Annotated in this window: 24 protein-coding genes and 2 tRNA genes; 13 read left to right on the top strand and 13 right to left on the bottom strand. The window is 55.2% G+C overall.

Going from position 1 to position 22,561, the window contains the following annotated elements:
- Positions 1-127: 127 nt before the first annotated feature.
- Positions 128-1,153, top strand: a complete 1,026-nt coding sequence (gene purR, locus LOC22_RS19950; protein ID WP_003857634.1) for an HTH-type transcriptional repressor PurR — start codon at positions 128-130, stop codon at positions 1,151-1,153.
- 17 nt (positions 1,154-1,170) lie between these two features.
- Here the strand turns inward: purR and punR are convergent, their stop codons facing one another.
- Complete coding sequence (gene punR / locus LOC22_RS19945; protein WP_003857638.1) at positions 1,171-2,082, bottom strand: DNA-binding transcriptional activator PunR; 912 nt, start codon at positions 2,080-2,082, stop codon at positions 1,171-1,173.
- 112 nt (positions 2,083-2,194) lie between these two features.
- Here punR and punC point away from each other — a divergent pair, with 112 nt between their 5' ends.
- Together punC and cfa are read left to right on the top strand one after the other, a co-directional pair.
- Positions 2,195-3,394, top strand: coding sequence for a purine nucleoside transporter PunC (gene punC / locus LOC22_RS19940; protein WP_063405505.1), 1,200 nt, complete (start codon positions 2,195-2,197; stop codon positions 3,392-3,394).
- 298 nt (positions 3,395-3,692) lie between these two features.
- Positions 3,693-4,841, top strand: coding sequence for a cyclopropane fatty acyl phospholipid synthase (gene cfa / locus LOC22_RS19935; protein ID WP_017384609.1), 1,149 nt, complete (start codon positions 3,693-3,695; stop codon positions 4,839-4,841).
- 31 nt (positions 4,842-4,872) lie between these two features.
- Here cfa and LOC22_RS19930 read toward each other — a convergent pair whose 3' ends face one another.
- Positions 4,873-5,514: a riboflavin synthase gene (locus LOC22_RS19930; RefSeq protein ID WP_015570688.1), complete on the bottom strand. Its 642-nt coding sequence runs from the start codon at positions 5,512-5,514 to the stop codon at positions 4,873-4,875.
- A 225-nt stretch (positions 5,515-5,739) separates the two neighbouring features.
- Here LOC22_RS19930 and mdtK point away from each other — a divergent pair, with 225 nt between their 5' ends.
- The 3 genes from mdtK to LOC22_RS19915 all read left to right on the top strand — a co-directional run bounded on the left by mdtK (position 5,740) and on the right by LOC22_RS19915 (position 7,424).
- Positions 5,740-7,113, top strand: a complete 1,374-nt coding sequence (gene mdtK, locus LOC22_RS19925; RefSeq protein ID WP_230239152.1) for an MdtK family multidrug efflux MATE transporter — start codon at positions 5,740-5,742, stop codon at positions 7,111-7,113.
- A 153-nt stretch (positions 7,114-7,266) separates the two neighbouring features.
- Positions 7,267-7,343 (top strand) — tRNA-Val (locus LOC22_RS19920).
- 4 nt (positions 7,344-7,347) lie between these two features.
- Positions 7,348-7,424 (top strand) — tRNA-Val (locus LOC22_RS19915).
- 179 nt (positions 7,425-7,603) lie between these two features.
- On the opposite strand, the gene LOC22_RS19910 is transcribed toward LOC22_RS19915, so the two are convergent.
- From LOC22_RS19910 to LOC22_RS22265, 3 genes are all read right to left on the bottom strand, one after another.
- Positions 7,604-8,074: an Hsp20 family protein gene (locus LOC22_RS19910; RefSeq protein ID WP_026080712.1), complete on the bottom strand. Its 471-nt coding sequence runs from the start codon at positions 8,072-8,074 to the stop codon at positions 7,604-7,606.
- Between the two features lie 171 nt (positions 8,075-8,245).
- The gene (gene glgS, locus LOC22_RS19905; protein WP_023303558.1) at positions 8,246-8,446 is read right to left on the bottom strand and encodes a cell surface composition regulator GlgS; all 201 of its coding nucleotides are present in this window, start codon (positions 8,444-8,446) and stop codon (positions 8,246-8,248) included.
- A gap of 179 nt (positions 8,447-8,625) precedes the next feature.
- Positions 8,626-8,748, bottom strand: a complete 123-nt coding sequence (locus tag LOC22_RS22265; RefSeq protein ID WP_254909560.1) for a hypothetical protein — start codon at positions 8,746-8,748, stop codon at positions 8,626-8,628.
- Positions 8,749-9,498: 750 nt separating this feature from the next.
- Here LOC22_RS22265 and LOC22_RS19900 point away from each other — a divergent pair.
- Complete coding sequence (locus LOC22_RS19900) at positions 9,499-11,094, top strand: FAD-NAD(P)-binding protein (RefSeq protein ID WP_230239151.1); 1,596 nt, start codon at positions 9,499-9,501, stop codon at positions 11,092-11,094.
- Between the two features lie 28 nt (positions 11,095-11,122).
- Here LOC22_RS19900 and LOC22_RS19895 read toward each other — a convergent pair whose 3' ends face one another.
- Together LOC22_RS19895 and LOC22_RS19890 are read right to left on the bottom strand one after the other, a co-directional pair.
- A complete protein-coding gene (locus LOC22_RS19895) occupies positions 11,123-11,758 on the bottom strand; it encodes a carbonic anhydrase (RefSeq protein ID WP_015570694.1) in 636 nt (211 codons plus the stop codon).
- Between the two features lie 72 nt (positions 11,759-11,830).
- Entirely contained in the window at positions 11,831-12,613 is a 783-nt protein-coding gene (locus LOC22_RS19890; protein WP_230239150.1) for an MBL fold metallo-hydrolase, read from the bottom strand.
- Positions 12,614-12,738: 125 nt separating this feature from the next.
- Between LOC22_RS19890 and LOC22_RS19885 the strand changes: the two genes are divergently transcribed.
- Positions 12,739-12,879: a hypothetical protein gene (locus tag LOC22_RS19885; protein ID WP_003857665.1), complete on the top strand. Its 141-nt coding sequence runs from the start codon at positions 12,739-12,741 to the stop codon at positions 12,877-12,879.
- A 57-nt stretch (positions 12,880-12,936) separates the two neighbouring features.
- Here LOC22_RS19885 and LOC22_RS19880 read toward each other — a convergent pair whose 3' ends face one another.
- Entirely contained in the window at positions 12,937-14,343 is a 1,407-nt protein-coding gene (locus tag LOC22_RS19880; RefSeq protein WP_063157919.1) for a DUF1996 domain-containing protein, read from the bottom strand.
- A 144-nt stretch (positions 14,344-14,487) separates the two neighbouring features.
- A complete protein-coding gene (locus LOC22_RS19875) occupies positions 14,488-14,655 on the bottom strand; it encodes a hypothetical protein (RefSeq protein WP_032619795.1) in 168 nt (55 codons plus the stop codon).
- Positions 14,656-14,900: 245 nt separating this feature from the next.
- On the opposite strand from LOC22_RS19875, the gene LOC22_RS19870 reads away from it, so the two are divergent.
- The 4 genes from LOC22_RS19870 to LOC22_RS19855 are packed head-to-tail and all read left to right on the top strand — an operon-like array spanning position 14,901 to position 17,964.
- Positions 14,901-15,731 (top strand): ABC transporter substrate-binding protein, encoded by an 831-nt coding sequence (locus LOC22_RS19870; protein ID WP_044488997.1) that lies wholly within the window; start codon positions 14,901-14,903, stop codon positions 15,729-15,731.
- A gap of 1 nt (position 15,732) precedes the next feature.
- Positions 15,733-16,548 (top strand): amino acid ABC transporter ATP-binding protein, encoded by an 816-nt coding sequence (locus LOC22_RS19865; RefSeq protein WP_017384620.1) that lies wholly within the window; start codon positions 15,733-15,735, stop codon positions 16,546-16,548.
- Entirely contained in the window at positions 16,548-17,294 is a 747-nt protein-coding gene (locus tag LOC22_RS19860; RefSeq protein WP_023303553.1) for an amino acid ABC transporter permease, read from the top strand. The genes LOC22_RS19865 and LOC22_RS19860 overlap by 1 nt, the downstream gene beginning before the upstream one ends.
- Positions 17,278-17,964 carry an amino acid ABC transporter permease gene (locus LOC22_RS19855; protein WP_015570700.1) on the top strand — a complete coding sequence of 229 codons (687 nt, stop codon included), beginning with the start codon at positions 17,278-17,280 and terminating at the stop codon, positions 17,962-17,964. The genes LOC22_RS19860 and LOC22_RS19855 overlap by 17 nt, the downstream gene beginning before the upstream one ends.
- On the opposite strand, the gene fumD is transcribed toward LOC22_RS19855, so the two are convergent.
- From fumD to LOC22_RS19835, 4 genes are all read right to left on the bottom strand, one after another.
- Complete coding sequence (gene fumD / locus LOC22_RS19850; protein ID WP_003857676.1) at positions 17,945-18,154, bottom strand: fumarate hydratase FumD; 210 nt, start codon at positions 18,152-18,154, stop codon at positions 17,945-17,947. The genes LOC22_RS19855 and fumD overlap by 20 nt on opposite strands.
- 108 nt (positions 18,155-18,262) lie before the next feature.
- Positions 18,263-19,075 carry a MetQ/NlpA family ABC transporter substrate-binding protein gene (locus LOC22_RS19845; RefSeq protein ID WP_003857677.1) on the bottom strand — a complete coding sequence of 271 codons (813 nt, stop codon included), beginning with the start codon at positions 19,073-19,075 and terminating at the stop codon, positions 18,263-18,265.
- 23 nt (positions 19,076-19,098) lie between these two features.
- On the bottom strand, positions 19,099-19,767 hold the full coding sequence (locus LOC22_RS19840; RefSeq protein WP_017384621.1) for a methionine ABC transporter permease: 669 nt from the start codon (positions 19,765-19,767) through the stop codon (positions 19,099-19,101).
- Complete coding sequence (locus LOC22_RS19835; protein ID WP_017384622.1) at positions 19,760-20,782, bottom strand: methionine ABC transporter ATP-binding protein; 1,023 nt, start codon at positions 20,780-20,782, stop codon at positions 19,760-19,762. The genes LOC22_RS19840 and LOC22_RS19835 overlap by 8 nt, the downstream gene beginning before the upstream one ends.
- 399 nt (positions 20,783-21,181) lie before the next feature.
- Between LOC22_RS19835 and LOC22_RS19830 the strand changes: the two genes are divergently transcribed.
- Complete coding sequence (locus tag LOC22_RS19830) at positions 21,182-22,552, top strand: pyridoxal-phosphate dependent enzyme (RefSeq protein WP_230239149.1); 1,371 nt, start codon at positions 21,182-21,184, stop codon at positions 22,550-22,552.
- Positions 22,553-22,561 lie beyond the last annotated feature (9 nt).

Here is a 22,561-nt window from a genome sequence, read left to right as displayed (position 1 = left end):
CCTCCTGACGTCCTGTGTCGTTTTCCCGGCGTGTCGCAACTCATGTTTGCGTGATAAGGGTGAGAGAAGGCAAACGTTTACCTTCAATTTTTTCAGGAGCTTAGGATATGGTCTGGAGTGACATTTAATGGCAACAATTAAAGACGTAGCAAAACGCGCAAACGTTTCCACCACAACCGTATCACATGTTATTAACAAAACGCGTTTCGTCGCTGAAGAGACGCGTAATGCCGTCTGGGCGGCAATCAAAGAACTGCACTACTCGCCAAGTGCCGTCGCCCGCAGCCTGAAGGTTAATCACACCAAATCGATTGGCCTGCTGGCCACCAGCAGTGAAGCGGCCTACTTTGCTGAAATCATCGAAGCCGTTGAAAAAAACTGCTTCCAGAAAGGCTATACCCTGATTCTGGGCAACGCGTGGAACAACATTGAAAAACAGCGCGCTTACCTGTCAATGATGGCGCAAAAGCGCGTCGACGGCCTGCTGGTAATGTGTTCTGAATACCCCGAGTCGGTCCTTTCCATGCTGGAAGAGTATCGCCACATTCCGATGGTGGTCATGGACTGGGGCGAAGCGCGCGCAGACTTCACCGACTCCGTTATTGATAACGCCTTTGAAGGCGGCTACATGGCGGGGCGTTATCTGGTAGAACGCGGTCATCGTGAAATTGGCGTGATCCCGGGTCCGCTGGAGCGTAACACCGGGGCTGGCCGTCTGGCCGGTTTCATGAAAGCGATGGAAGAGGCGCTGATCACCGTGCCGGAAAACTGGATTGTTCAGGGCGACTTCGAGCCGGAGTCGGGCTATCGCGCCATGCAGCAGATCGTCTCCCAGCCGCATCGCCCTACCGCGGTGTTCTGCGGCGGCGACATCATGGCGATGGGCGCGCTCTGCGCGGCGGATGAACTCGGCCTGCGCGTCCCGCAGGATATCTCTGTGATCGGCTATGACAACGTGCGCAACGCCCGCTTCTTTACCCCGGCGCTGACCACCATTCACCAGCCGAAAGATTCGCTGGGTGAAACGGCCTTCAACATGCTGCTGGACAGGATCGTCAACAAGCGTGAACAGTCCCAGTCCATTGAAGTTCACCCGCGCCTGATTGAACGCCGTTCCGTTGCGGACGGTCCGTTCCGCGACTACCGTCGTTAATCTCATTACGGGGCCAGCTATGCTGGTTCCCGCAACCACTCCCGGTTCAGCGTTTCGCTGTCGCCCAGATAATCCAGCAGCCAGGCCATGGCGGGCGAGACGTCGTTTTGCTGCCACGTCAGACAGCACGCGGCATCCGGGAAGGGGTTTTCCAGCGTCAAGGCCACCCACTCTCCCGCATCGATGCGCGGGCGCGCAAAATGCACCGGCACCATGCCAACGCACAGCCCCGCGCTCAGACAGGTGGCCGACGACTCCCAGTCCGGCGCGACCACGCGGCGCTGATTATCCAGCAGCCAGGTAATGCGCTTGGGCAGCGAGCGGGAGGTATCTTCCAGCACCAGCGAGGGCCAGTTGCGTAAGGTGTCATCGCTCAGCGGACCTTCCAGCGCCGCCAGCGGGTGATCGCGTGCGACCACGCAGGTCCAGCTCAGCATGCCCATGTCGCGAAACGCGTAGCGCCCCCCAACCGGGATCGCCTGGGTTGCACCAATCGCCATCTCCGCCCTGCCGTCCGCCAGCGCATCCCAGACGCCGTTGAACACTTCCTGCGAAACACGCAGTTCGACGTCGGAAAAATGACGATAGAAATCGACGATCATCTGCCGGGTCCGCTCCGGCTTAACGATGTTATCCACCGCGATAGCGAGATGCCCGCGCCAGCCGTTGGCGATCTGCTGGCACTGCTCACGGGTGATCTGCATTTTTTTGATAACAGACCGCCCTTCCTTCAAAAACCACGCTCCGGCAGGCGTGAGCTCCACGTCGCGATGGCGCCGCTCGAACAGCGGGACCGCCAGCCACGCTTCCAGCTGGCGCACCGTATAGCTGATAGCCGAGGGAACGCGATGCAGCTCCTGGGCGGCACCGGTAAAGCTGCCGTTACGCGCCACGGCATCAACCACTTCAAGGGAATAATCTGACCACATCTTTAGCCTGCAAATTTTTTGAATGCACCCGCCAAATATTAGCGTTTCACAAGCCGCTTTGCACTCCCTACACTCTGCGCCAACGTACACCTGCCTCCTCAGGAGAAAAAAAGTGCAACCCAGGAAAGGATTTTTAGTCTGGCTCGGCGGCTTGAGCGTGCTGGGCTTTTTGGCGACCGATATGTATCTGCCCGCGTTCGCCGCGATGCAGGAAGATTTGCAAACCCCTGCCGCCGCCATCAGCGCCAGTTTAAGTTTGTTCCTCGCTGGCTTTGCTTTTGCGCAATTGCTGTGGGGGCCGCTCTCGGATCGTTTTGGCCGTAAGCCCGTCCTGTTGTTGGGGCTGGCGATTTTTGCCGTAGGCTGTCTGGGCATGCTGTGGGTCCGCGATGCCGCCTGGTTGCTGGCGCTGCGCTTTATTCAGGCGGTCGGTGTCTGCGCCGCAGCGGTGACCTGGCAGGCGCTGGTGACCGATTACTACCCCGCCTCGCGCACTAACCGCATATTCGCCACTATTATGCCGCTGGTCGGCCTGTCGCCGGCGCTTGCCCCGTTACTGGGCAGCTGGATCCTGGCGCATTTCGACTGGCAGGCCATCTTCGCCACGCTCTTTGCTATTACGCTGGTCCTGATGCTGCCTGCTTTCGGGCTTAAACCTGCGCATAAAAAAGAGACGCATCCGGACGCAAAGCCCATCACCTTTACCTCTTTACTGTGGTCGAAAGCCTATCGCGGTAACGTGCTGATTTATGCTGCCTGCTCTGCCAGCTTCTTTGCCTGGCTAACCGGTTCGCCGTTCATTCTGCATGACATGGGCTACAGCCCGGCGGCTATCGGCCTGAGTTATGTACCACAGACCATCGCCTTCCTGGTGGGTGGCTATGGCTGTCGCGCCGCGCTGCAAAAATGGGAAGGCCAACAGATGCTGCCCTGGCTGCTGGTGCTGTATGCGCTAAGCGTGATTGCGACCTGGGCTGTCGGCTTTATTCCCGGCGCCGGGCTTGCAGAAATTTTGATTCCGTTCTGCGTCATGGCGATCGCTAACGGGGCCATCTACCCTATTGTTGTAGCCCAGGCGTTGCGTCCATTTCCGCAGGCGACAGGCCGCGCTGCCGCGCTGCAAAATACCCTGCAACTTGGCCTGTGCTTCCTGGCAAGTCTCGTGGTCTCTGCGTTGATTGCAACCCCGCTGCTCACCACCACCAGCGTGATGTTGGTCACCGTTGCGCTGTCGGGTTTGGGCTATCGGATGCAGTCCTCAGCCCATCGCGAGCAGAGTGAAAACGCGCAGACAGAAACGTCGCACGCCTGATTGCGCGGGAAACTATGTTAAATACCAGTGATTAGGTTGCTAACAATTTTCTGTTGAATCACCAAATTTTGCGGCCTATACTAAATTTGGTTCGATTAAATACGATAAATATTAAGTGTTAACGGGAGCCGGAGCGCTCCCGTTTTACCATGGAAGGCATTTCGGCAAGGGTTATCTCCCTTCCTCTGTTCTACGTCGGATATTAGCCTCGCGGGCATTTACCGTGAGATTTCTCACAAACCAAAAAAGCGTCTACGCTGTTTTAAGGTTCTGATCACAGCAAGGTGATGGAGAAGCTATGAGTTCATCGTGTATAGAAGAAGTCAGCGTTCCGGACGATAACTGGTCCCGGATCGTCAGTGAACTGTTGGGACGTGCGGGCATTACGATTAATGGCTCATCCCCCTCCGATCCCCAGATAAAGCATCCCGATTTTTTCAAACGCGTGTTACAGGAGGGGTCGTTAGGGCTGGGTGAAAGCTATATGGACGGCTGGTGGGAGTGTGAGCGGCTGGATATGTTCTTCTCCAGCGTATTACGCGCCGGTCTTGAAAAACAGCTCCCTCGTCATTTCAAAGATACCTTACGTATCGCCTCCGCCCGCCTGTTCAATCTGCAAAGTAAAAAACGGGCGTGGATCGTCGGTAAAGAGCATTACGACCTGGGCAACGATCTGTTCAGCCGTATGCTCGATCCTTTAATGCAGTACTCCTGCGGATACTGGAAAAAAGCGACGACCCTGGAAGAGGCGCAGCAGGACAAGCTGCAACTGATCTGCGATAAATTGCAGTTACAGCCCGGTATGCGTGTGCTGGACATCGGCTGTGGCTGGGGTGGTCTTGCCTGGTTTATGGCTAAAAATTACGGCGTCAGCGTAGTCGGCGTCACGATTTCGGCTGAACAGCAGAAGATGGCGCAGGAACGCTGTCTGGGTCTGGATGTTGATATTCGGCTTCAGGACTACCGCGACCTGAACGAGCAGTTCGATCGCATTGTTTCCGTAGGTATGTTCGAGCACGTGGGGCCGAAGAACTACAAGACTTACTTCGAGGTCGCCGATCGTAACCTGAAGCCTGAGGGAATTTTCCTGCTACACACCATCGGCTCTAAACGCACCGATAACAATGTGGATCCCTGGATCAACAAATATATCTTCCCGAATGGCTGTTTACCCTCTGTTCGCCAGATTGCGAACGCCAGCGAACCGCATTTTATTGTGGAAGACTGGCATAACTTCGGCGCAGATTACGACACCACCCTGATGGCCTGGCATGAACGTTTCCAGGCTGCATGGCCTGAAATCGCCGACAACTATTCGGAACGATTCAAACGGATGTTTAGCTATTATCTGAATGCCTGTGCGGGCGCGTTCCGTGCGCGGGATATACAGCTGTGGCAGGTGGTGTTTAGTCGTGGGATTGAGCACGGTCTGCGTGTGGCTCGCTGAAAAAATAACCCCGGTTAACCGGGGTTATTTTTTATTCTTCTTCCATGGTTTTAATTATCGCCGCCTCTTTCGCCGCCAGTACGCGCTCAACGGTATCCACGACCGCCTGGGTCTGGGGATCAATTTCGATATTTACGCGCTGCCCCAGTTTTTTTGCCCCAAGCGTAGTACGTTGCAGCGTTTCAGGAATTAAATGCACGCAAAAACGCGTTGGCGTCACTTCACCGACGGTCAGACTAATCCCATCGATGCCAATAAATCCTTTATAAAGGATGTATTTCATTAATGACGGATCCTGCACCTTAAACCAGATTTGACGGTTATTTTCCGAGGTCACGATTTTCGCCACTTCTGCGGTGGTCATAATATGGCCCGACATCAGATGCCCGCCAATCTCATCGCTGAATTTCGCCGCGCGTTCAACGTTAACGATATCTCCCACCACCAGCTCACCCAGGTTAGTGATACGCAGCGTCTCTTTCATTAAATCAAAGCTTATCTGGTTACCGTTAATTTCGGTCACCGTCAGGCAGCAGCCGTTATGCGCTATCGACGCCCCGGTTTCAATGCCGTCGAGCATATATTCAGGCAGCTCAACTACGTGAGTGCGGAAATTCGGTTTTTCATCAATGGACACCACTTTGGCAGTGCCCTGCACAATACCAGTAAACATGCTTACAGCTCCTGTTCATTCCGAACGGCGATGACACCGTATAATCCCACCACAATAACAGTTGAAAAAACAGGTTGCCAGTGATGCGCAATTTCTGGCGATTTTTTCACTAGATAATTAGTTAAACCCCGCTACAATAGCTGGCATCCCTCTGTTTTTTCTTCTTGCTGCCAGTAACGGCGGCCTTTTTAGTCTCTCAAATAACTACAATACAAAGGTGTTCACGTGCAGAAGTATATGATCGAAGCGCGTCAGTTATTGGCACTGGCCATACCGGTGATCGTCGCGCAGGTAGCCCAAACCGCAATGGGATTTGTGGATACGGTAATGGCCGGTGGTTACAGCGCCACCGATATGGCCGCCGTGGCGATCGGAACCTCAATCTGGCTTCCGGCCATTCTTTTTGGTCACGGCCTGCTGCTGGCGCTGACGCCCGTTATCGCGCAGTTTAACGGCTCCGGTCGACGGGACCGCGTGGCCCATCAGGTGCGCCAGGGCTTCTGGCTGGCCGGGGGGGTCTCCGTCCTGATTATGATCGTCCTGTGGAACGCCGGGTATATTATTCGCGCCATGCATAATATCGACCCGGCGCTGGCGGATAAGGCGGTCGGTTATCTGCGCGCCCTGCTCTGGGGCGCGCCCGGCTATCTGTTCTTCCAGGTGGCACGTAACCAGTGTGAAGGGCTGGCAAAAACCAAGCCGGGCATGGTGATGGGCTTTATCGGCTTGCTGGTGAACATTCCCGTGAACTATATCTTCATTTACGGTCATTTTGGCATGCCGGAACTCGGCGGCGTGGGCTGCGGCGTGGCAACGGCTGCGGTGTACTGGGTGATGTTCGGTTGTATGCTCACCTACATTAAACATGCGCGATCCATGCGTGACATTCGTAACGACGCCTCGTTCAGCGCACCCGACTGGACGCTCATGACCCGTCTCATTCAGCTGGGGTTACCCATTGCGCTGGCGCTGTTCTTCGAAGTGACGCTGTTTGCCGTCGTCGCCCTGCTGGTCTCGCCGTTAGGGATTATTGATGTCGCAGGACACCAGATCGCCCTGAACTTCAGCTCTTTGATGTTCGTCCTGCCGATGTCCCTGGCTGCCGCGGTGACGATTCGCGTGGGCTTCCGTCTGGGGCAAGGCTCGACGCTGGACGCGCAAACGGCAGCCCGCACCGGCCTCGGCGTCGGCGTCTGCATGGCAGTCTGTACCGCGCTCTTTACCGTGCTGTTGCGTGAGCAAATTGCCCTGCTCTATAACGACAACCCGGAGGTAGTGACCCTGGCCTCGCATCTGATGCTGCTGGCGGCCATTTATCAGATCTCTGACTCCATCCAGGTGATTGGCAGCGGCGTGCTGCGTGGGTATAAAGATACGCGTTCCATCTTCTTCATCACCTTTATCGCTTACTGGGTGCTAGGTCTGCCGTGCGGGTACATTCTGGCGCTCACGGATCTGGTGGTGGATCGCATGGGGCCAGCCGGATTCTGGATGGGCTTTATCATCGGCTTAACGTCTGCGGCCATTATGATGATGCTGCGTATGCGCTTCCTGCAACGTCAGCCGTCTGCGGTAATTTTGCAGCGCGCTGCACGTTAATGACACAGTAGCCGCCGGCTGGCGGCTACTTTCTCTTCACTTTGCGCGGTAATGAAGCAATCGCGTGAAATCAGAGAGAAAAATGCATTTTCCCTCTTGCCACCTTGGGGCTGTGCCGCTAATATTCGTCCCCGTTGTCACCGACAACACAATGCGTTCATAGCTCAGTTGGTTAGAGCACCACCTTGACATGGTGGGGGTCGTTGGTTCGAGTCCAATTGAACGCACCATTCTGCGTCTGTAGCTCAGTTGGTTAGAGCACCACCTTGACATGGTGGGGGTCGATGGTTCGAGTCCATTCAGACGCACCAATCTGTTTTCTCGCACATTTCATTCCCGTTCAGCCTCATGCAGAGGCAGCAAACCTTTTAAGCACATCGAAAGTGACTTCCAGCCCGCGCGTGCAGCGAAAGAGCGGAATGGCATAAGCCCCATCAGGTTAGCAAAACGCCCGGCGTTTGCCGGGCGTGAAAACAACGTCAATCAATGATTACGGCTTATGTTCAATCGCCGGGTTGTTGTTGATGGCGATGCGCTGCGGTTTCTCTTCTTCCGGGATATCCTGGTGTAATTCAATCGCCAGCAAGCCGTTTTCCAGCGAAGCGCCGGTTACTTTCACATGCTCCGGCAGACTATAGCTGGCCCGGAAGTCGCTGCGGCTGATACCCCGATGGATCCACCCTTCTTCGCCGTTTTCGGTTTTCTCTTCTTCACGTTTACCGCTGATATTCAGCTGACCGCCAACGGTTTCAATTTCCAGTTCGCTCTCTTTCCAGCCCGGCACGCTCAGCGTCAGTTCATAGCGGTTATCACCCACCCGCCGGATATTGTAAGAAGGCGTGGAGGGCAACGGCGTACTGCCGGTTAGCTGGCTAAAAAGGCGATCGATACGGTTAAAACGGTCCGCAAACAGAGAGTCGGAGAGATCGTTCAACATGGGAAAAGCTCTCAGAGTCATCATGTACCTCCTGAACAGTAAAAAAGAATATTCAAAAAGTTCATGTCTTACGGGCAGGTATTCCTTACCCGCTTTCTATATGAGGTTACCGCACAATATTTCAACCTCAGGAGCCGCAAAATGTAGCTGGAACCTAAAAAACGCAACGGGCCGTTAAGCCCGTTATTCGTTACATCATCGCAGTTCTATCACTCTCGCCCGCTCAGCCTGCTTTCGGTAGTGGTCATATCGCTCCCGGAACCATGCCTGCTGTTCATAACTCATATTGCCGGTCACGGCATCGACATCAACTGGCTGGCCCAGGGCGTACATACGGGCAAAACTACGTGCCAGAAAATCAAAATTCTTTAATGCGTTTATATCTTGTCGCTTCATTAGCATATCCCTCCAGTCAATGTGATTACTGTTCAAGGTCATATGCTTTTCTGATCTCAGTATCCGCCCGAAAAAGATCGTTTTTTGAGCGATGCGTGCGCATCCATCTGCCAGTGTTCACATTTCAGGAACGACAAAACTCTTCAGCCCTGGTCATAATTTTCCCTCCCTTTTATCAATCATGCAGAAAACATAAACGCCAGCCATGCAGTAAGTTCGCCATGTAGCCGGAAGGTGCGAACGGCATGCTTTAATGCCAGACGCTGTAACAGGTCGCCCAGCGCGTTCAGGTGGGTTTCCACCTGCAAGCGTCTTATCAGTTCGAATAACAGACAAAGAACGTTTACACTGGCGGATTAATACTGATTTCCTGAACAAACGGGTAAATGGGTGAATCCGGGCTTGTTGGCCATATAGAGAAGGGCGCATGTAGGTTGCCGCGGTTGTGTATCGAACTGCGCATTGTTTTCTACAACACGCTGCTCCTGGCCTTTCACGGCTGTTTTCTTTTTCGTCTGCGCTTGCCTGGCGGAGGGGGAGGGTTTTACCTGCCGGGGCAGTTCGGAGGCACCATAACCTGAACAGAATCGCTTCGACTGGCTCAGACTTCCGTCATTGCAGACAAAACGACCATCCGATGTACAGTGTGCTATGCCATCTTTTGAGCCCGAGCAGGGCTGTCTTCCACGGGCGGCATCAGCCTGCATGTTAAAAAGTACACTGACCGTAAGATGGAGAATTCTCCTGATAAAATCAGCTGGTTCTCCTCACTGACGCTGTGCAGGTCAAGCCCGCCGGCGAAGTTACCGTACTTTTTAACCCCCATCACATACAGATAATCGTTAAACCTGGGACCAAACAGTCTTTCCTTTCAGAAATCAGGCAGAATCATATCTAATCAGCCAGGGTCAATTGAATTGACCTTCCCATAAGTTCAGGAAGGGGCGCAACATCCCCTCTTCAAAACGTCTTAATTTTTTTCCTTCATTGAATGATTTAACCTTTCTCCTGCTACGCTTATTTTATGGTTCAGAAATGCAGGAACGCTTTCGATGAAAAAAATCGCCATTATCGGCTCAGGTCCAACAGGGATTTACACCTTTTACTCACTTCTTAACAACGCAGCACCGCTTTCGATCACCGTGTTCGAAAAGGCAGACCAACCCGGTGTCGGGATGCCCTACAGCGACGAGGATAATTCCCGGCTGATGCTGGCGAACATCGCCAGTATCGAAATCCCGCCCATTTTTATTACCTACCTCGACTGGCTCAAACAGCAGAGTGCGGCCCATCTTGCCCGCTATAACGTCGATAGTGAGAAGCTGCACGACCGGCAATTCCTGCCGCGTATTCTGTTGGGTGAATATTTTCACGATCGGTTTCTCGCCGTCGTTGCTGAGGCGAAAAAGTCGGGCTTTAATGTCGAGGTGCACCCCAACGCAGAAGTCACGGATATTAAGGCTGATGCAGACGGCGTGGCCCTTTCAGTGAACGATGCCCCTTTCTCAAGGCGGTTTGATCTTGCGGTTGTTGCCACCGGCCACGTCTGGCCTGATGAAGATGAAACCACCCGCGCATATTTCCCAAGCCCATGGTCAGGGCTGATGGACGCGGAGGTCCGAGCCTGTGAGGTGGGGATCATGGGTACCTCCCTCAGCGGGCTGGACGCTGCAATGGCGGTTGTGATGCAGCATGGCCGGTTTAGCGGGGAGCAGTTCGTTGTCAATAAAGGCAGCGAAGGGTTAAATATCACGCTGATGTCCCGCACGGGCGTTCTGCCGGAGGCCGACTTTTACTGCCCTATCCCTTATGAACCGCTGTCCGTGTTAACGGAGTCTGTGGCGGAAAGTGAAATCGCCAAAGGCCCGGACGGGCTGCTTGACCGCATCTTTGCGCTGATGGTGAAAGAGCTCGAGCTGGCCGATCCGCGCTGGTGCCAGGCGATATCGCTCGGTACGCTGAATGCCGACACGCTTCGTGATGTCTGGTTTGAGGATCGTAAAAAGCATGGCCCTTTCACCTGGGCCGAAGCGAATCTGAAAGAAGTGGAGCGCAACAAGCGCGAAAAACGCACCGTTGCCTGGCGCTATACCGTGCTTCGTCTGCATGAAGTGGTTCAGGCCATCGTCCCTTCACTCAGTGAGCATGACAGAGAGCGGTTTAAATCCGGGCTGGAGCGTGTGTTTATCGATAATTATGCCGCCATTCCACCGCAGTCTATCCGCCGGTTACTGGCGCTGCGCGAGGCAGGGATCATTAGCGTGGTCGCACTCGGTGATGATTACGACCTGGATATCGGCAGCGATCAGACCGTCATCACCACGGCAGAAAAGCGTTACCGCTTCGACGTGTTTATTGATGCGCGCGGGCAAAAGCCACTCAGAAACAAGGACATTCCCTTCCCCACCCTGCGTAAACAGCTTGCGGAAACCGGCGATGACGTCCCGGACGTGGGGGAAGACTATACGTTGCTGGCGCCTGCATCACTGCGGGGGCGCATCGCTTTTGGGGCGATCCCCTGGCTGATGCACGATCATCCCTTTGTTCAGGGTTTGTCTGAGTGCGCTGAAATTGGTAAAGCGATGGCGAAAGCGGCTGGAAAACCTGCGTCGGGCGTGCGAAGGAAGTTACCATTCATGGAATTTTAACAGAGCTTCCCTGCCCTGCGGGGTCGGGTTACTCGAAGAAGACGTCCGGGTTTTCCGACAGCGACACGAACGATTTAGTGTTCTTGTCCAGGGCAAGGATTTTGCCGCTTTCGATGTCATATACCCAGCCGTGCAGGCGAATGGCGTTGTTGCGCAGGCCTACCGCCACCGACGGATGGGTCTTGATATTGCTCAGCTGCGCAAAGACGTTCTCCTGCACCATCGCATTCACCTTATCGATTGGCTTATCCCAGGTTTTCTTCTCAACCACCGCTTTTGCCGCATCAGAATAGCGCAGCCAGTGGGAAACGGCCGGCATCGGCTCCAGATCGGCGTTGTCAGCAATCGCCTTCATTGCGCCGCAGTTGGAGTGGCCGCAAATAACGATATCGGTCACGCCCAGGGCAACAACAGCATATTCGATGGTCGCAGAGACACCGCCAGGCTCCGGCCCGAACGGAGGCACAATGTTGCCCGCGTTTCGAATGACAAAGAGCTGTCCTGGCTCCTGTTGCGTAACCAGTTCCGGAACCAGACGGCTGTCGGAGCAGGAGATGAACAGCGCTTTGGGATTCTGACTGGACGCTAAACTACGAAAAAGCTCTTTACGTTGCGGGAAAATCTCTTTTTGAAAGCTGAGAAAACCTTCAATGATATGTTGCATAGCCATTTCTCTTTTATCTGTTTTAGTTTAGGTATGATCGCGATCACACTCGTAAAATTTAACCACCGCACCTTAGCGGAGACAAGCAATATATTTCTGGCCCGACCGCTGCACGATCTCATCCGCGTTCGCCGGGATGTTCTGCCCTTCAAAGGCCCCGTACAGGCGCTGGTACGTTTTCCCTGTCAGTCGGCCAATCACCGACTCAACGGTGCGGACAGGCAGTGGCAGCATATTCGGATAACTCCACATAAACGACACGGCGTCCACACCGGGCGTAACCTGCAAAATATCACCGGCCAGCAGCACGCCGTCGCCTGACTGCCAGTGCAGCACCGTGCCGCCTGCAAAATGCCCGCCCAGCCGCAGAAGAGTCACCAAAGGCATAATCTCCAGGGCGTCCTCCTCCCAGAAGCGTATCGCCGGGCTGTCACGCATCACCCACTGCCGATCGCTGGCGTGCAGGTAGATCGGTGCGTTAAACGCCGCGGCCCACTCCTGCATGGTGGTGTAGTAATGCGGGTGCGAAATCGCGATCGCGCTGATCCCCCCGAGCGCGTCAACTAACGCTCTGGTCGCCGGGTCAAGATTGGCGATACAGTCCCACAGAACATTGCCCTGTGGCGTACGCAGCAGAATCGCCCGCTGGTTGATGGCAAAAGCGGGAACGGTTTTGATGCTGAACAGCTGCGGCTCCAGCTGTTGCCATTTGTTGGTGTGCGTGGTCGTAAGGCTGTCGAAGTCCGTCCATGCCTGGCCCGTCACCGGGACATACTGGCGCTCATCGTCGCAAATCGGGCAGTTTTTGGGCTGTTCATCGTAAGCGGTACCGCAGGTTTTACAGAGTGTAATCATCGGCTTTCCTCAGCAATAAAGCACTGAGTATGGCAGGGATTATCCATATGTGCTGAGGGGTGCCTGGCCCGCTTTTTTTGACTTATACTATGCCAGTATCAAAAACTGAATAACGCAGGTGGCACATGGAAATTGATCTCGATAACTTAGTCTTTAACGGGCTGGATGAAGCAGAAGAGCGCAACGCGGAACGTCTCGACGATGCGGATAAAAAAGCCCAGGCGATTGTCGCCGATGACGACTGCGGCGATGCCTGCAAGATCTGAAGAAAAAGCACCGGGCTCCCCGGTGCTTTTTTTATGAATGCCTTTTACTACCGGCTATCAGATCTCCGGCGTTTTGCTAAACCCGGTCAGCATCAGGATCAGGCTTTGGGGAGATGACCCCGTCTCAAACTGATAGTGATTTCCCTGACGATCGCCGCCGATATACCACGAAATGTCGGTTTTCCCTTCTGCCAGCGCCTTGCGCACCGCTTTATCCACGTCCACCATCCGGTATTCGCGGGAGTGGTTCAGGTACAGCACCGCATCCGAGCGATAGTTGCAGGACGGTCGTGACTGCCAGCTCACGGTGGCCGGTTCCCAGTCGTTACTCGCCGGATAGAAGAAGATTTGATCCGCGCCGTCAGTTTCCACTTTCCCGCCATAAATTCTCACGCGGTATTTAAACTGGGCAGGATCCTGTCCGACAGGCAGCGGAGGGATGTTGAACTTCACCAGCGACAATGTTTCGCTGTTTTTCGTGCGTCCACCGTTCTTCCAGTTATCCTGCACCAGTAAGACCTGGGGATCGGGCTGTGAAAGTGCCGGTTCCATGCTGCTGAGCCAGACGTTAGCCTTCGCTTTTGAATAACCATACGGCACGGTGGTGCCGCAATCCATTCCCCGGTTCATGCACAGGTCGGTCATAAATCGCGCGGCATCTTCCGTCCAGCCGTTCATGAAGTCAGCATGCGCCGTATACAGGCTCCCCCACCGCTCTTCACGCTCACTACCATGCATGATGGGGTCGAGGGAAAGCTGGACTTTACTGGTATCCAGAGAGCTAATTGTCGGGAGCACGTACGCAATATTCATGTTCACCGTCGGGATCTTCACCGGGAAGGCGGACGGACACTGTCCTTTCGTATCGTAGGTGGCGTTAGCCAGGCCGTGGGCGGGCTTCAGGTTGACCCCGTCCCAGCAGTTCGGGAACTGAATGCCGATATTAAACTGCACGGCATCCTTCGCCTTGCGTAAGCCGCAGACTTCACCCGTTCTGGTGGTGTAGCCCTTGCCATTGGCGCATAAAAAGGTGATATGCGGATTTGGCGCGGTGCCATGATGATCGCCCGCCAGCAGCGACAGCCCCGGCGGAAACGGATGAAGCGGCCAGGCGTCAACGTTCGATGCCTGATAATAGGTTTTTTGATAGGCGGGTTTGACTACCGTTCCGTCCGGCAATTTTAGCGACGGAGCCCAGTAGGCCGAGCTGTCTGCTTTGTTATCGCAGGTGGTCTTTTCCTGGGTACGCAGAGATTCACGGCTGGAGTAAGCATCCGCGTGCACGTTACCAAAAAAATCGTGCAGCATAGCCTCATTGGGCATGCCGAACATCATAATGGCATCATCGCCGAGGGTGTGGGAATAACTGCATACAACATGCGCCTGTGGACCAGCGTGTACCGCCTGCATGGTAAGCAGAAGTGCAGAGGCAGAAAGCGCGGGGGTTAATACTGTCCGTTTCATTATTATCTCCATCTGTGAAAGGAGATAGTGGTAACAAAACGGCCATCATTTACCGAGGATTTGCCTGGGTATTTTTCCCTTCATCCTCGCTTTACAGACACCACGCACAGCTCATTCCAGTACATTTCGCGCGTCCGGCGCAGTTCAGCGTGACGTTTTATCATGGAACCACTCCGGGTCGATGTTGGCTACGTCCACGCCATACAGGCTGGCGACAGGTAGTATTGACTCAAGAACACGTTGCGCGCTGTTCTCCGCATTCATTGGTCGGGGCGCAAATAACCGCCGTAACGTGCTTATCCATTTTTTCATCGTCATTACCCTTCTCGCTTAACCTGTCCTCAGTTAAACACCCAAATTGCGCCCGGGGGAAATATCAAAATCCACTGTCGATGTGCAGGATCTGCAAATAGCGCCCCGCCGTCTGCTCTCTTCTTTAACACCTTGTTCACTCATGCTTTTTTTCTCATAGCAAAGAACGATTTCTTATTTGGCGATAGCTTTCCCTTATGGGAGCGTAACGGGGTAAAACAAAAACAACGGGATGGCGTATGACTATGGCTGCAAAAATGAAAGGGTTTAAAAAACGGGCGCAGGTTCTGGGATTAGTGGCAGCCTGGGGCCTGGTTTCAGCGCAGGCGCAGGCCGATCGGCTGGCGGATATCAAGGCAGCAGGCGTGGTGAAAGTGGCCACGTTTGATGCCAATCCACCCTTTGGCTCGATTGATGCCAAAACGCATGAGATCGTGGGTTACGACGTGGACTTCGCCAAAGCGCTGGCGAAATCGCTCGGCGTCAAGCTTGAACTGGTCGCCACTAATCCGGCTAACCGTATACCGCTGCTACAGTCCGGAAAAGCGGATCTCATCGTGGCGGATATCACGATCACTCCGGAACGCGCACAGGTCATTGATTTCTCAACGCCTTACTTTGTCACCGGCCAGCAGTTCCTGGTTCCGGCAAAATCACCGGACAAGCTTGATGACTATAGCCGGGCACGCATTGGCGCCGTAAAAGGTACGACGGGTGAACAGGCGCTGCACCAGCGTTTTCCGCAGTCCCGCGTCCTCTCTTATGATGATATTCCGCTGGCGCTGACGGCACTGCGCAATGGCAACGTGCAGGCCATTACCCAGGACAGCACCATTCTGGCCGGTCTGCTGGCGCAGGCGCCGGATAAAGCCGACTTCAAAATCCTGCCCGACCTGCTCAGTAAAGAAGAGATTGGCGTGGGGGTGAAAAAGGGTGAAACGGCGCTGCTGAAAGCCGTTAACGATGAGCTGGTAACCCTGGAGAAAAACGGCCAGGCGGCAAAAATCTATGACGTCTGGTTCGGTCCAGGCACCCCAGCTCCACAGCCTCGTAACTTTAAAATAGAAGCCCGGTAATATGCTCTCAGGTTTATTTTCACGCTCCGCGGCCAATGCCGCGGATTTTTCACTTCTGGAACAGGCCAGCGTTGAGTTTCGCCATGTGGACAAACGCTACGGCGATCATCCGGTTTTAACCGACATTAACCTCACCATCATGCCGGGTGAAGTGGTTGCCATTCTCGGCCCTTCGGGTTCCGGAAAATCGACCCTGATTCGGCTTATCAACCAGCTTGAGAGCCTGAGCGGCGGGGAGATTCTGATCGACCACAAGCCGACCGGACAGCTTTCCGGCAGCAGGCTACGTCAGTTACGCAGCCGCGTCGGGTTTGTGTTCCAGCAGTTCAATCTCTATGCCCACCTTACCGCCAGTCAGAACATCACCCTGGCACTGGAGCACGTTCACGGCTGGAAACCCCTGCCCGCCCAGGAGCGCGCGCTGGCGCTGCTGGAGAAGGTCGGCATGCTGGAGAAGGCGCACCGCTTCCCCGCTGAACTTTCCGGCGGACAGCAGCAGCGCGTGGCGATTGCCCGTGCTCTGGCCTCGTCGCCGCAAATCATTCTCTTTGACGAGCCGACGTCGGCACTCGACCCGGAAATGATTGGCGAAGTGCTGTTTGTGATGAAAACCCTCGCGCACAGCGGGATCACCATGATTGTCGTTACCCATGAGATGCAGTTCGCCCGGGAAATTGCCGATCGAATCGTCTTTATCGACGGCGGAAAAATTCTGGAAACCGCGCCCCCGGCGCAATTTTTCAATCAACCGTCGCATCCCCGTGCGAGGCGTTTCCTGCAAAAAGTGCTGGATCCGCTGCATCAGGAGCAACTGTAATGCCCGCTCTGGACTGGCAGGGGGTGCTGGCCGGACAGCCCCTGCACTGGATCCTCTCCGGATTTCTCACCACTCTGTGGGTGACGCTGGCGGGGATTATGCTGGCCAGCCTGCTCGCCTTGTTCTTTATGCTTTTGCGGCTTTCCGGGGGACGTTTCGGGACATTGATCGTCAGCTGCTGGGTATCGCTGTTTCGCAATACGCCGCTGCTGGTACAGCTGCTGTTCTGGTATTTCGCCGCCTGGAACGGGTTGCCGCAGGGGCTGCGTGACGCGGTGAACGCAGACCACAGCTGGTCCATTTTACCCGGTGACGTCTGGTGGTTTACGCCAGAGTTTTTATGCTCCGCCTGGGGGTTAGGCGTCTTTACCTCGGCGTTTTTAATTGAAGAAGTGGAATCGGGGCTGCGTTCCGTACCTGCCGGGCAACGGGAGGCGGCGCTCGCTCAGGGATTTTCCTCATGGCGTCTGTTTCGCTACATTCTTCTGCCACAGGGGCTCGCTAACGCGTGGCAGCCCGTCGTTGGCCAGTACCTTAACCTGATGAAGCTCTCCTCGCTCGCGAGCGGGATTGGCTTCGCCGAACTGACCTACCAGGTCCGCCAGATAGAAAGTTACAACGCCCATGCACTGGAAGCCTTCACCTTCGGTACGGTGCTCTACTTGCTTACCGGGATGGTGACGGGAAGCGTGCTGGTGCGCCTCGGCCCCCATTCAGGGAGGAAAAATCATGATCCCCGGATTTAACGTTATTGTCGAAAACCTGGATTATCTGCTTTGGGGACGTGCGGCTGCGGGAGAACCCGGCGGCGTACTGCTCTCACTGCTGATGGCCGCAGGCGCCGCCGCGCTTGCCCTGCCCGGCGGGATTGTGCTGGCTTGCGTCGCCTGGCGCTATCCCGGCGTGGTGCGCAGTGCGCTGTTTGCGTGGGCAGAGTTGATTCGCGGGATCCCCCTGATCTTCGTGATATTCTGGATGTGGTATCTGCTGCCGCTGATAACCGGCAGGGATCTCCCGGGCGCGACGACCGTCACGCTGGCGCTGGCCTGGTTTACCGCGGCTGCGGTGATGCATTCGGTGTTAGCCGGACTGAGAGCCCTGCCGTCGGGCCAGAATGAGGCCGCGCTTTCTCAAGGGTTCAGTACGCAGCAAACGCTGTGGCGCGTGCTGCTGCCGCAGGCGCTGAGAAATATTCTGCCGTCGCTGGTGGGGATTTTTATCAGCCTGCTGAAGGATACGTCGCTGGCGTTTATCGTGAACGTTCCTGAACTGACCACGGTGGCGGGACAGATCAACAACCGGGTGCAAATTTACCCGGCGGCCATTTTTATCTTCACGGGTGTGATCTATTACCTGCTCTGCTGCTCGCTTGAGCTGCTCGCGAAGCGCTGGCGAGTTAGCCGGCCAGCGCTTTAACCACCGTTTCCATCGCTTTGGTGGTCAACTCACTGCGCTTAACGCGCTGGTTCGCCAGCGCGGTACGCAGAACGCCCGCAATGACAATATGTTTCGGCTCCTGCCCTAAATCACGCATTTCGAGAACGACCTTGCCTACCACCCGACACATCTCCTGGTAAAGCGCTTCGTCTTTGGTCACATTGCCCATTGCCATCACTCCGTTGCCCTAAACCGTCAGCTTAAATCATTCGTCGGCTGGATACAAAAAAGAAGCCCGGCGTGTAGTTCGCCGGGCTTCGTCTGGAAAATCAGGAGATTAGTTGTTTACCGGGATGACTGCGCCTTTGTATTTGGTGCGGATCCAGTCCTGAATCTCTTTGGAGTGCAGCACGTTCACCAGCGCGACGATATCCTTCTTCTTCTCGTCACCGCGATGAACGGTAATGATGTTGGCGTACGGGTTATTCTCACCGCTTTCAACCGCAATTGGATCGTGCACCGGATCCAGACCGGCATCAATTGCGTAGTTGGCGTTGATCACCACCGCAGCACCTTCGTCGTTGTTGTACATCTGCGGCAGCAGAGATGCCTCAACGTTAGGGGTGAATTGCAGCTTTTTCGGGTTCTCCACGATATCGCTGATGCGCGCGGTCACTTTATCGATGCCTGGCTTCAGCTTGATCACGCCCTCTTTTTCGAAGATGGAGAGAATACGCCCTTCCTCGGAAACCGCATCACGCATGATGATTTTGCCGCCTTCCGGCAGATCCTTCAGCGATTTGTATTTTTTCGAATAGATACCGATCGGCTCAATGTGGATTGCGCCCGCACTGACAAAATCATAATCCTTATCGCCCGCGTGATCTTTCAGGACGCTGTTCAGGTAAGGGATGTGCTGGAAATAGTTGGCGTCAATGTCATGCCCCGCCAGCGCCGTGTTTGGCAGAATGTAGTCCTGGAATGGTTTAATCTCCAGATCGATCCCCTGCTTCGCCAGAATCGGCTTAGCCTGCTCCAGAATTTCCGCGTGCGGGGTGTTGGACGCCCCCACGGTGAGCGTGTCCGCCCAGGAGGCAAAGCTCAGGGCACTCAGGGTTGCGGCGGCGATCAGTGTCAGTGTCTTTTTCATGATGTGGTTCCTGTGTGTATTTATTAGCGTTTATCTAACAGTGAAGTAATGGCATCGCCGCAGAACTGGATAATGAACACGATGATCAGAATGGTCACCGTTGCCACCAGCGTGACGTCACCATGGTTGCGCTGGAATCCTTCCAGATAAGCCAGATTTCCCAAACCGCCGGCACCTATCACCCCTGCCATTGCGCTGTAGCTCACCAGCGCAATCAGCGTCACCGTCATACCTGAAACCAGTGCGGGTGAAGATTCCGGCAATAAAACCCGAAACACTAACGTGCTCAGCCGCGCGCCCATCGAACGCGTGGCCTCAATGACTCCTTTGTCTACTTCTCGCAAGGCAATCTCGACCAGACGGGCGTAGAACGGCGCCGCGCCCACAATCAGGGCGGGCAGCGCAGCGTTAGCGCCGAGAATGGTCCCCACAACGGTCTTGGTGAACGGGATCAGCAGAACGATGAGAATGATGAACGGAATCGAGCGGAACACGTTCACCACAATCGACATCACGCTGTAGACCGTGCGGTTGTGGAATAACCCGCCGCGGGCGGTTAAAAACAGCGCCAGACCGAGCGCGATCCCCAGGACAAACGTCGCCACGCCGGAAAGCGCGGTCATGTAAAGCGTCTCCTGGGTTGCAGCCCAAAGCTGATCCCACTTCAGGTGCGGAAAGAGTTCTTCAGCCATGCTTGATTACCTCGCCTTCAATATCGCTTTGCTTCAGGTCGGCGAGGATATTGTTCAGTTGTTCGTCCGATGCCACCACGTGCACCCAGAGCTGCCCGAAAACACCGTGGGCGGTTTGCGTCATTTTGCCGTGCAGGATGTTAAACGGCAGGCCGTAGCGCAGGGTCAGTTCACCGACGATCGGCCTGTGCGTGCTGTGCCCGGTGAAGGTCAGCCTGATCACCGTGCCTTCCAGATCGTTTGCCAGTTCGGTATTGAAGGTCTCTTCCTCCGCGTACTGGCTCACCTGGCGGACAAACTGCCGGGTGATCGGCTGCTGCGGATGCGTAAACACGCTCAGCACGTCCCCCTCTTCCACCACCTTGCCGTTTTCCATCACCGCCACGCGGTCGCAGATTTTGCGCACCACGTGCATCTCATGCGTAATGAGTACGATGGTCAGGTTAAAGCGACGGTTAATGTCCAGGAGCAGATCGAGGATCTGATCGGTGGTCTGCGGATCCAGCGCCGAGGTGGCTTCGTCACACAGCAGTACGTCCGGATGATTGGCCAGCGCGCGGGCAATGCCCACACGTTGTTTTTGCCCGCCGCTCAGCTGGGATGGGTAGGCATTCTCGCGCCCCTTCAGGCCGACCAGCTCCACCAGCTCGGCAACGCGAGCCTGAATTTGCGCTTTTGGCACACCGGCAATTTGCATTGAAAAGGCGATATTTTCCTTCACCGTGCGCGACCAAAGCAGGTTAAAGTGCTGGAACACCATGCTGATTTTCAGGCGTGCCTGACGCAGCGCTTCTCCCTTCGCGGCGGAGATATCCTGACCGTTAATGGTGACGCTGCCGGCGCTGGGCTTTTCCAGACCGTTCAGCAGACGGATCAGCGTACTTTTCCCGGCCCCGCTGTAACCGATGATCCCGTAAATCTGTCCCTGTTCTATCGTCAGGTTGACGTTATCTACGGCTGTCAGCGCCTGTTTCCCGTTGTCAAAAACCTTCGAAATATTGCTGAGTACAATCATTCTTATTCGTTATCCGTTTCGCATATAGCGGTTTAGCAGTATGGATGTCCAAAAGATAGTAAACAGCCGTTATCAGCTTTTAAATGACCAAAAAAGAATTTCTTATAATGCTCAGGAATAAGCAGCGAACTGGCGGGTGAAAAGCATTTAGATGAATATCAGCAATAATTATCTGCCATTTGCATATCAGGTCTTACTCACCCGACGAAATCGGCTAATTTTGCAGCACTTTATGCGGATATAGCCATCCTCACATCCGGACAACTTTACGTCTTGCTGTCTTTCCATCTGAAAACACAAGGATTATTCCTTTCCGTTCTAAAACTCAGTGAAAGGTTCTTTATTGAGAAAATTTCATGGTTCTATCATCCGGTCATCACCCCTTCACAGGACATGACCATGACGCTTTACCACTCCGTCACCGAACTGATTGGCCGTACGCCGCTCATCCAGCTGCACAAGCTGGACACCGGCCCCTGCTCGCTGTTTCTGAAGCTGGAAAACCAGAATCCCGGCGGCTCGATTAAAGACCGCGTCGCGCTGTCGATGATTAATGAAGCCGAGCGTACGGGCCAGCTACGGCCCGGCGGCACCATTATTGAAGCCACGGCGGGGAACACCGGCCTGGGGCTGGCGTTGATTGCGGCGCAGAAGGGCTACTCGCTGATCCTGGTGGTGCCGGACAAAATGAGCCGCGAGAAGATTTTCCACCTGCGCGCGTTAGGGGCGCAGGTCGTGCTGACCCGTTCAGATGTGAATAAAGGGCATCCGGCCTACTACCAGGATTATGCCCGGCGGCTGGCGAACGAACTGCCAGGCGCGTTTTATATTGATCAGTTCAATAACGCGGCCAATCCGCTGGCGCACCGCACCACTACCGCACCGGAACTGTTTGAACAGCTTGACGGCCAGATCGATGCCATCGTCGTCGGCGTGGGGTCCGGCGGTACGCTGGGCGGCTTACAGGCGTGGTTTGCAGAACATTCGCCGCAGACGGAATTTGTGCTTGCCGATCCGGCCGGGTCGGTGCTGGCGGACCAGGTTGAGACCGGACGCCATCACGATGCCGGATCGTGGCTGGTTGAGGGGATTGGCGAAGACTTTATCCCTCCGCTGGCGCACATCGAAGGGGTTAACCGCGCCTGGCGCATTACCGATGGCGAGGCGTTCACCACCGCCCGCGATCTGCTAAAAACGGAAGGGATCCTGGCGGGCTCTTCCACCGGCACGCTGCTGGCGGCGGCGCTGAAATATTGCCAGGCGCAGACTACGCCAAAACGTGTGGTCACCTTCGCCTGCGACAGCGGCAATAAATACCTCTCGAAGATGTTCAACGACGACTGGATGCGCCAGCAGGGGCTGATTTCGCGTCCGCAGGCAGGCGATCTCTCGGACTATATTGCCCTGCGCCACGATGAAGGCGCGACGGTGACTGCCGCCCCGGACGACACGCTTTCCACCGTGCTGGCCCGCATGCGCCTGTACGACATCTCCCAGCAGCCGGTGCTCGATAACGACAAGGTCGTCGGCATCATCGACGAGTGGGACCTGCTGCGACACATCGGGGGAGATGCCGATCGCTTCTCTCTCCCCGTGACGGCGGCCATGACGCGTCAGGTCGAATATCTGGATAAGCAGGCCCCGGAGAGCGCCCTGTACGCCATCTTTGACCGTGGCCTGGTGGCGATTATTTATGACGAAGATCGCTTTCTGGGTCTAATCACACGCAGTGATGTACTCACCGCCTGGCGTAACCGCCTGACAAAATAAAAGGAGCAA

The organism is Enterobacter sp. AN-K1 (assembly GCF_020971765.1).
GTDB lineage: Bacteria > Pseudomonadota > Gammaproteobacteria > Enterobacterales > Enterobacteriaceae > Enterobacter > Enterobacter hormaechei_C.
This window is presented reverse-complemented; position numbering and strand designations above follow the sequence as displayed.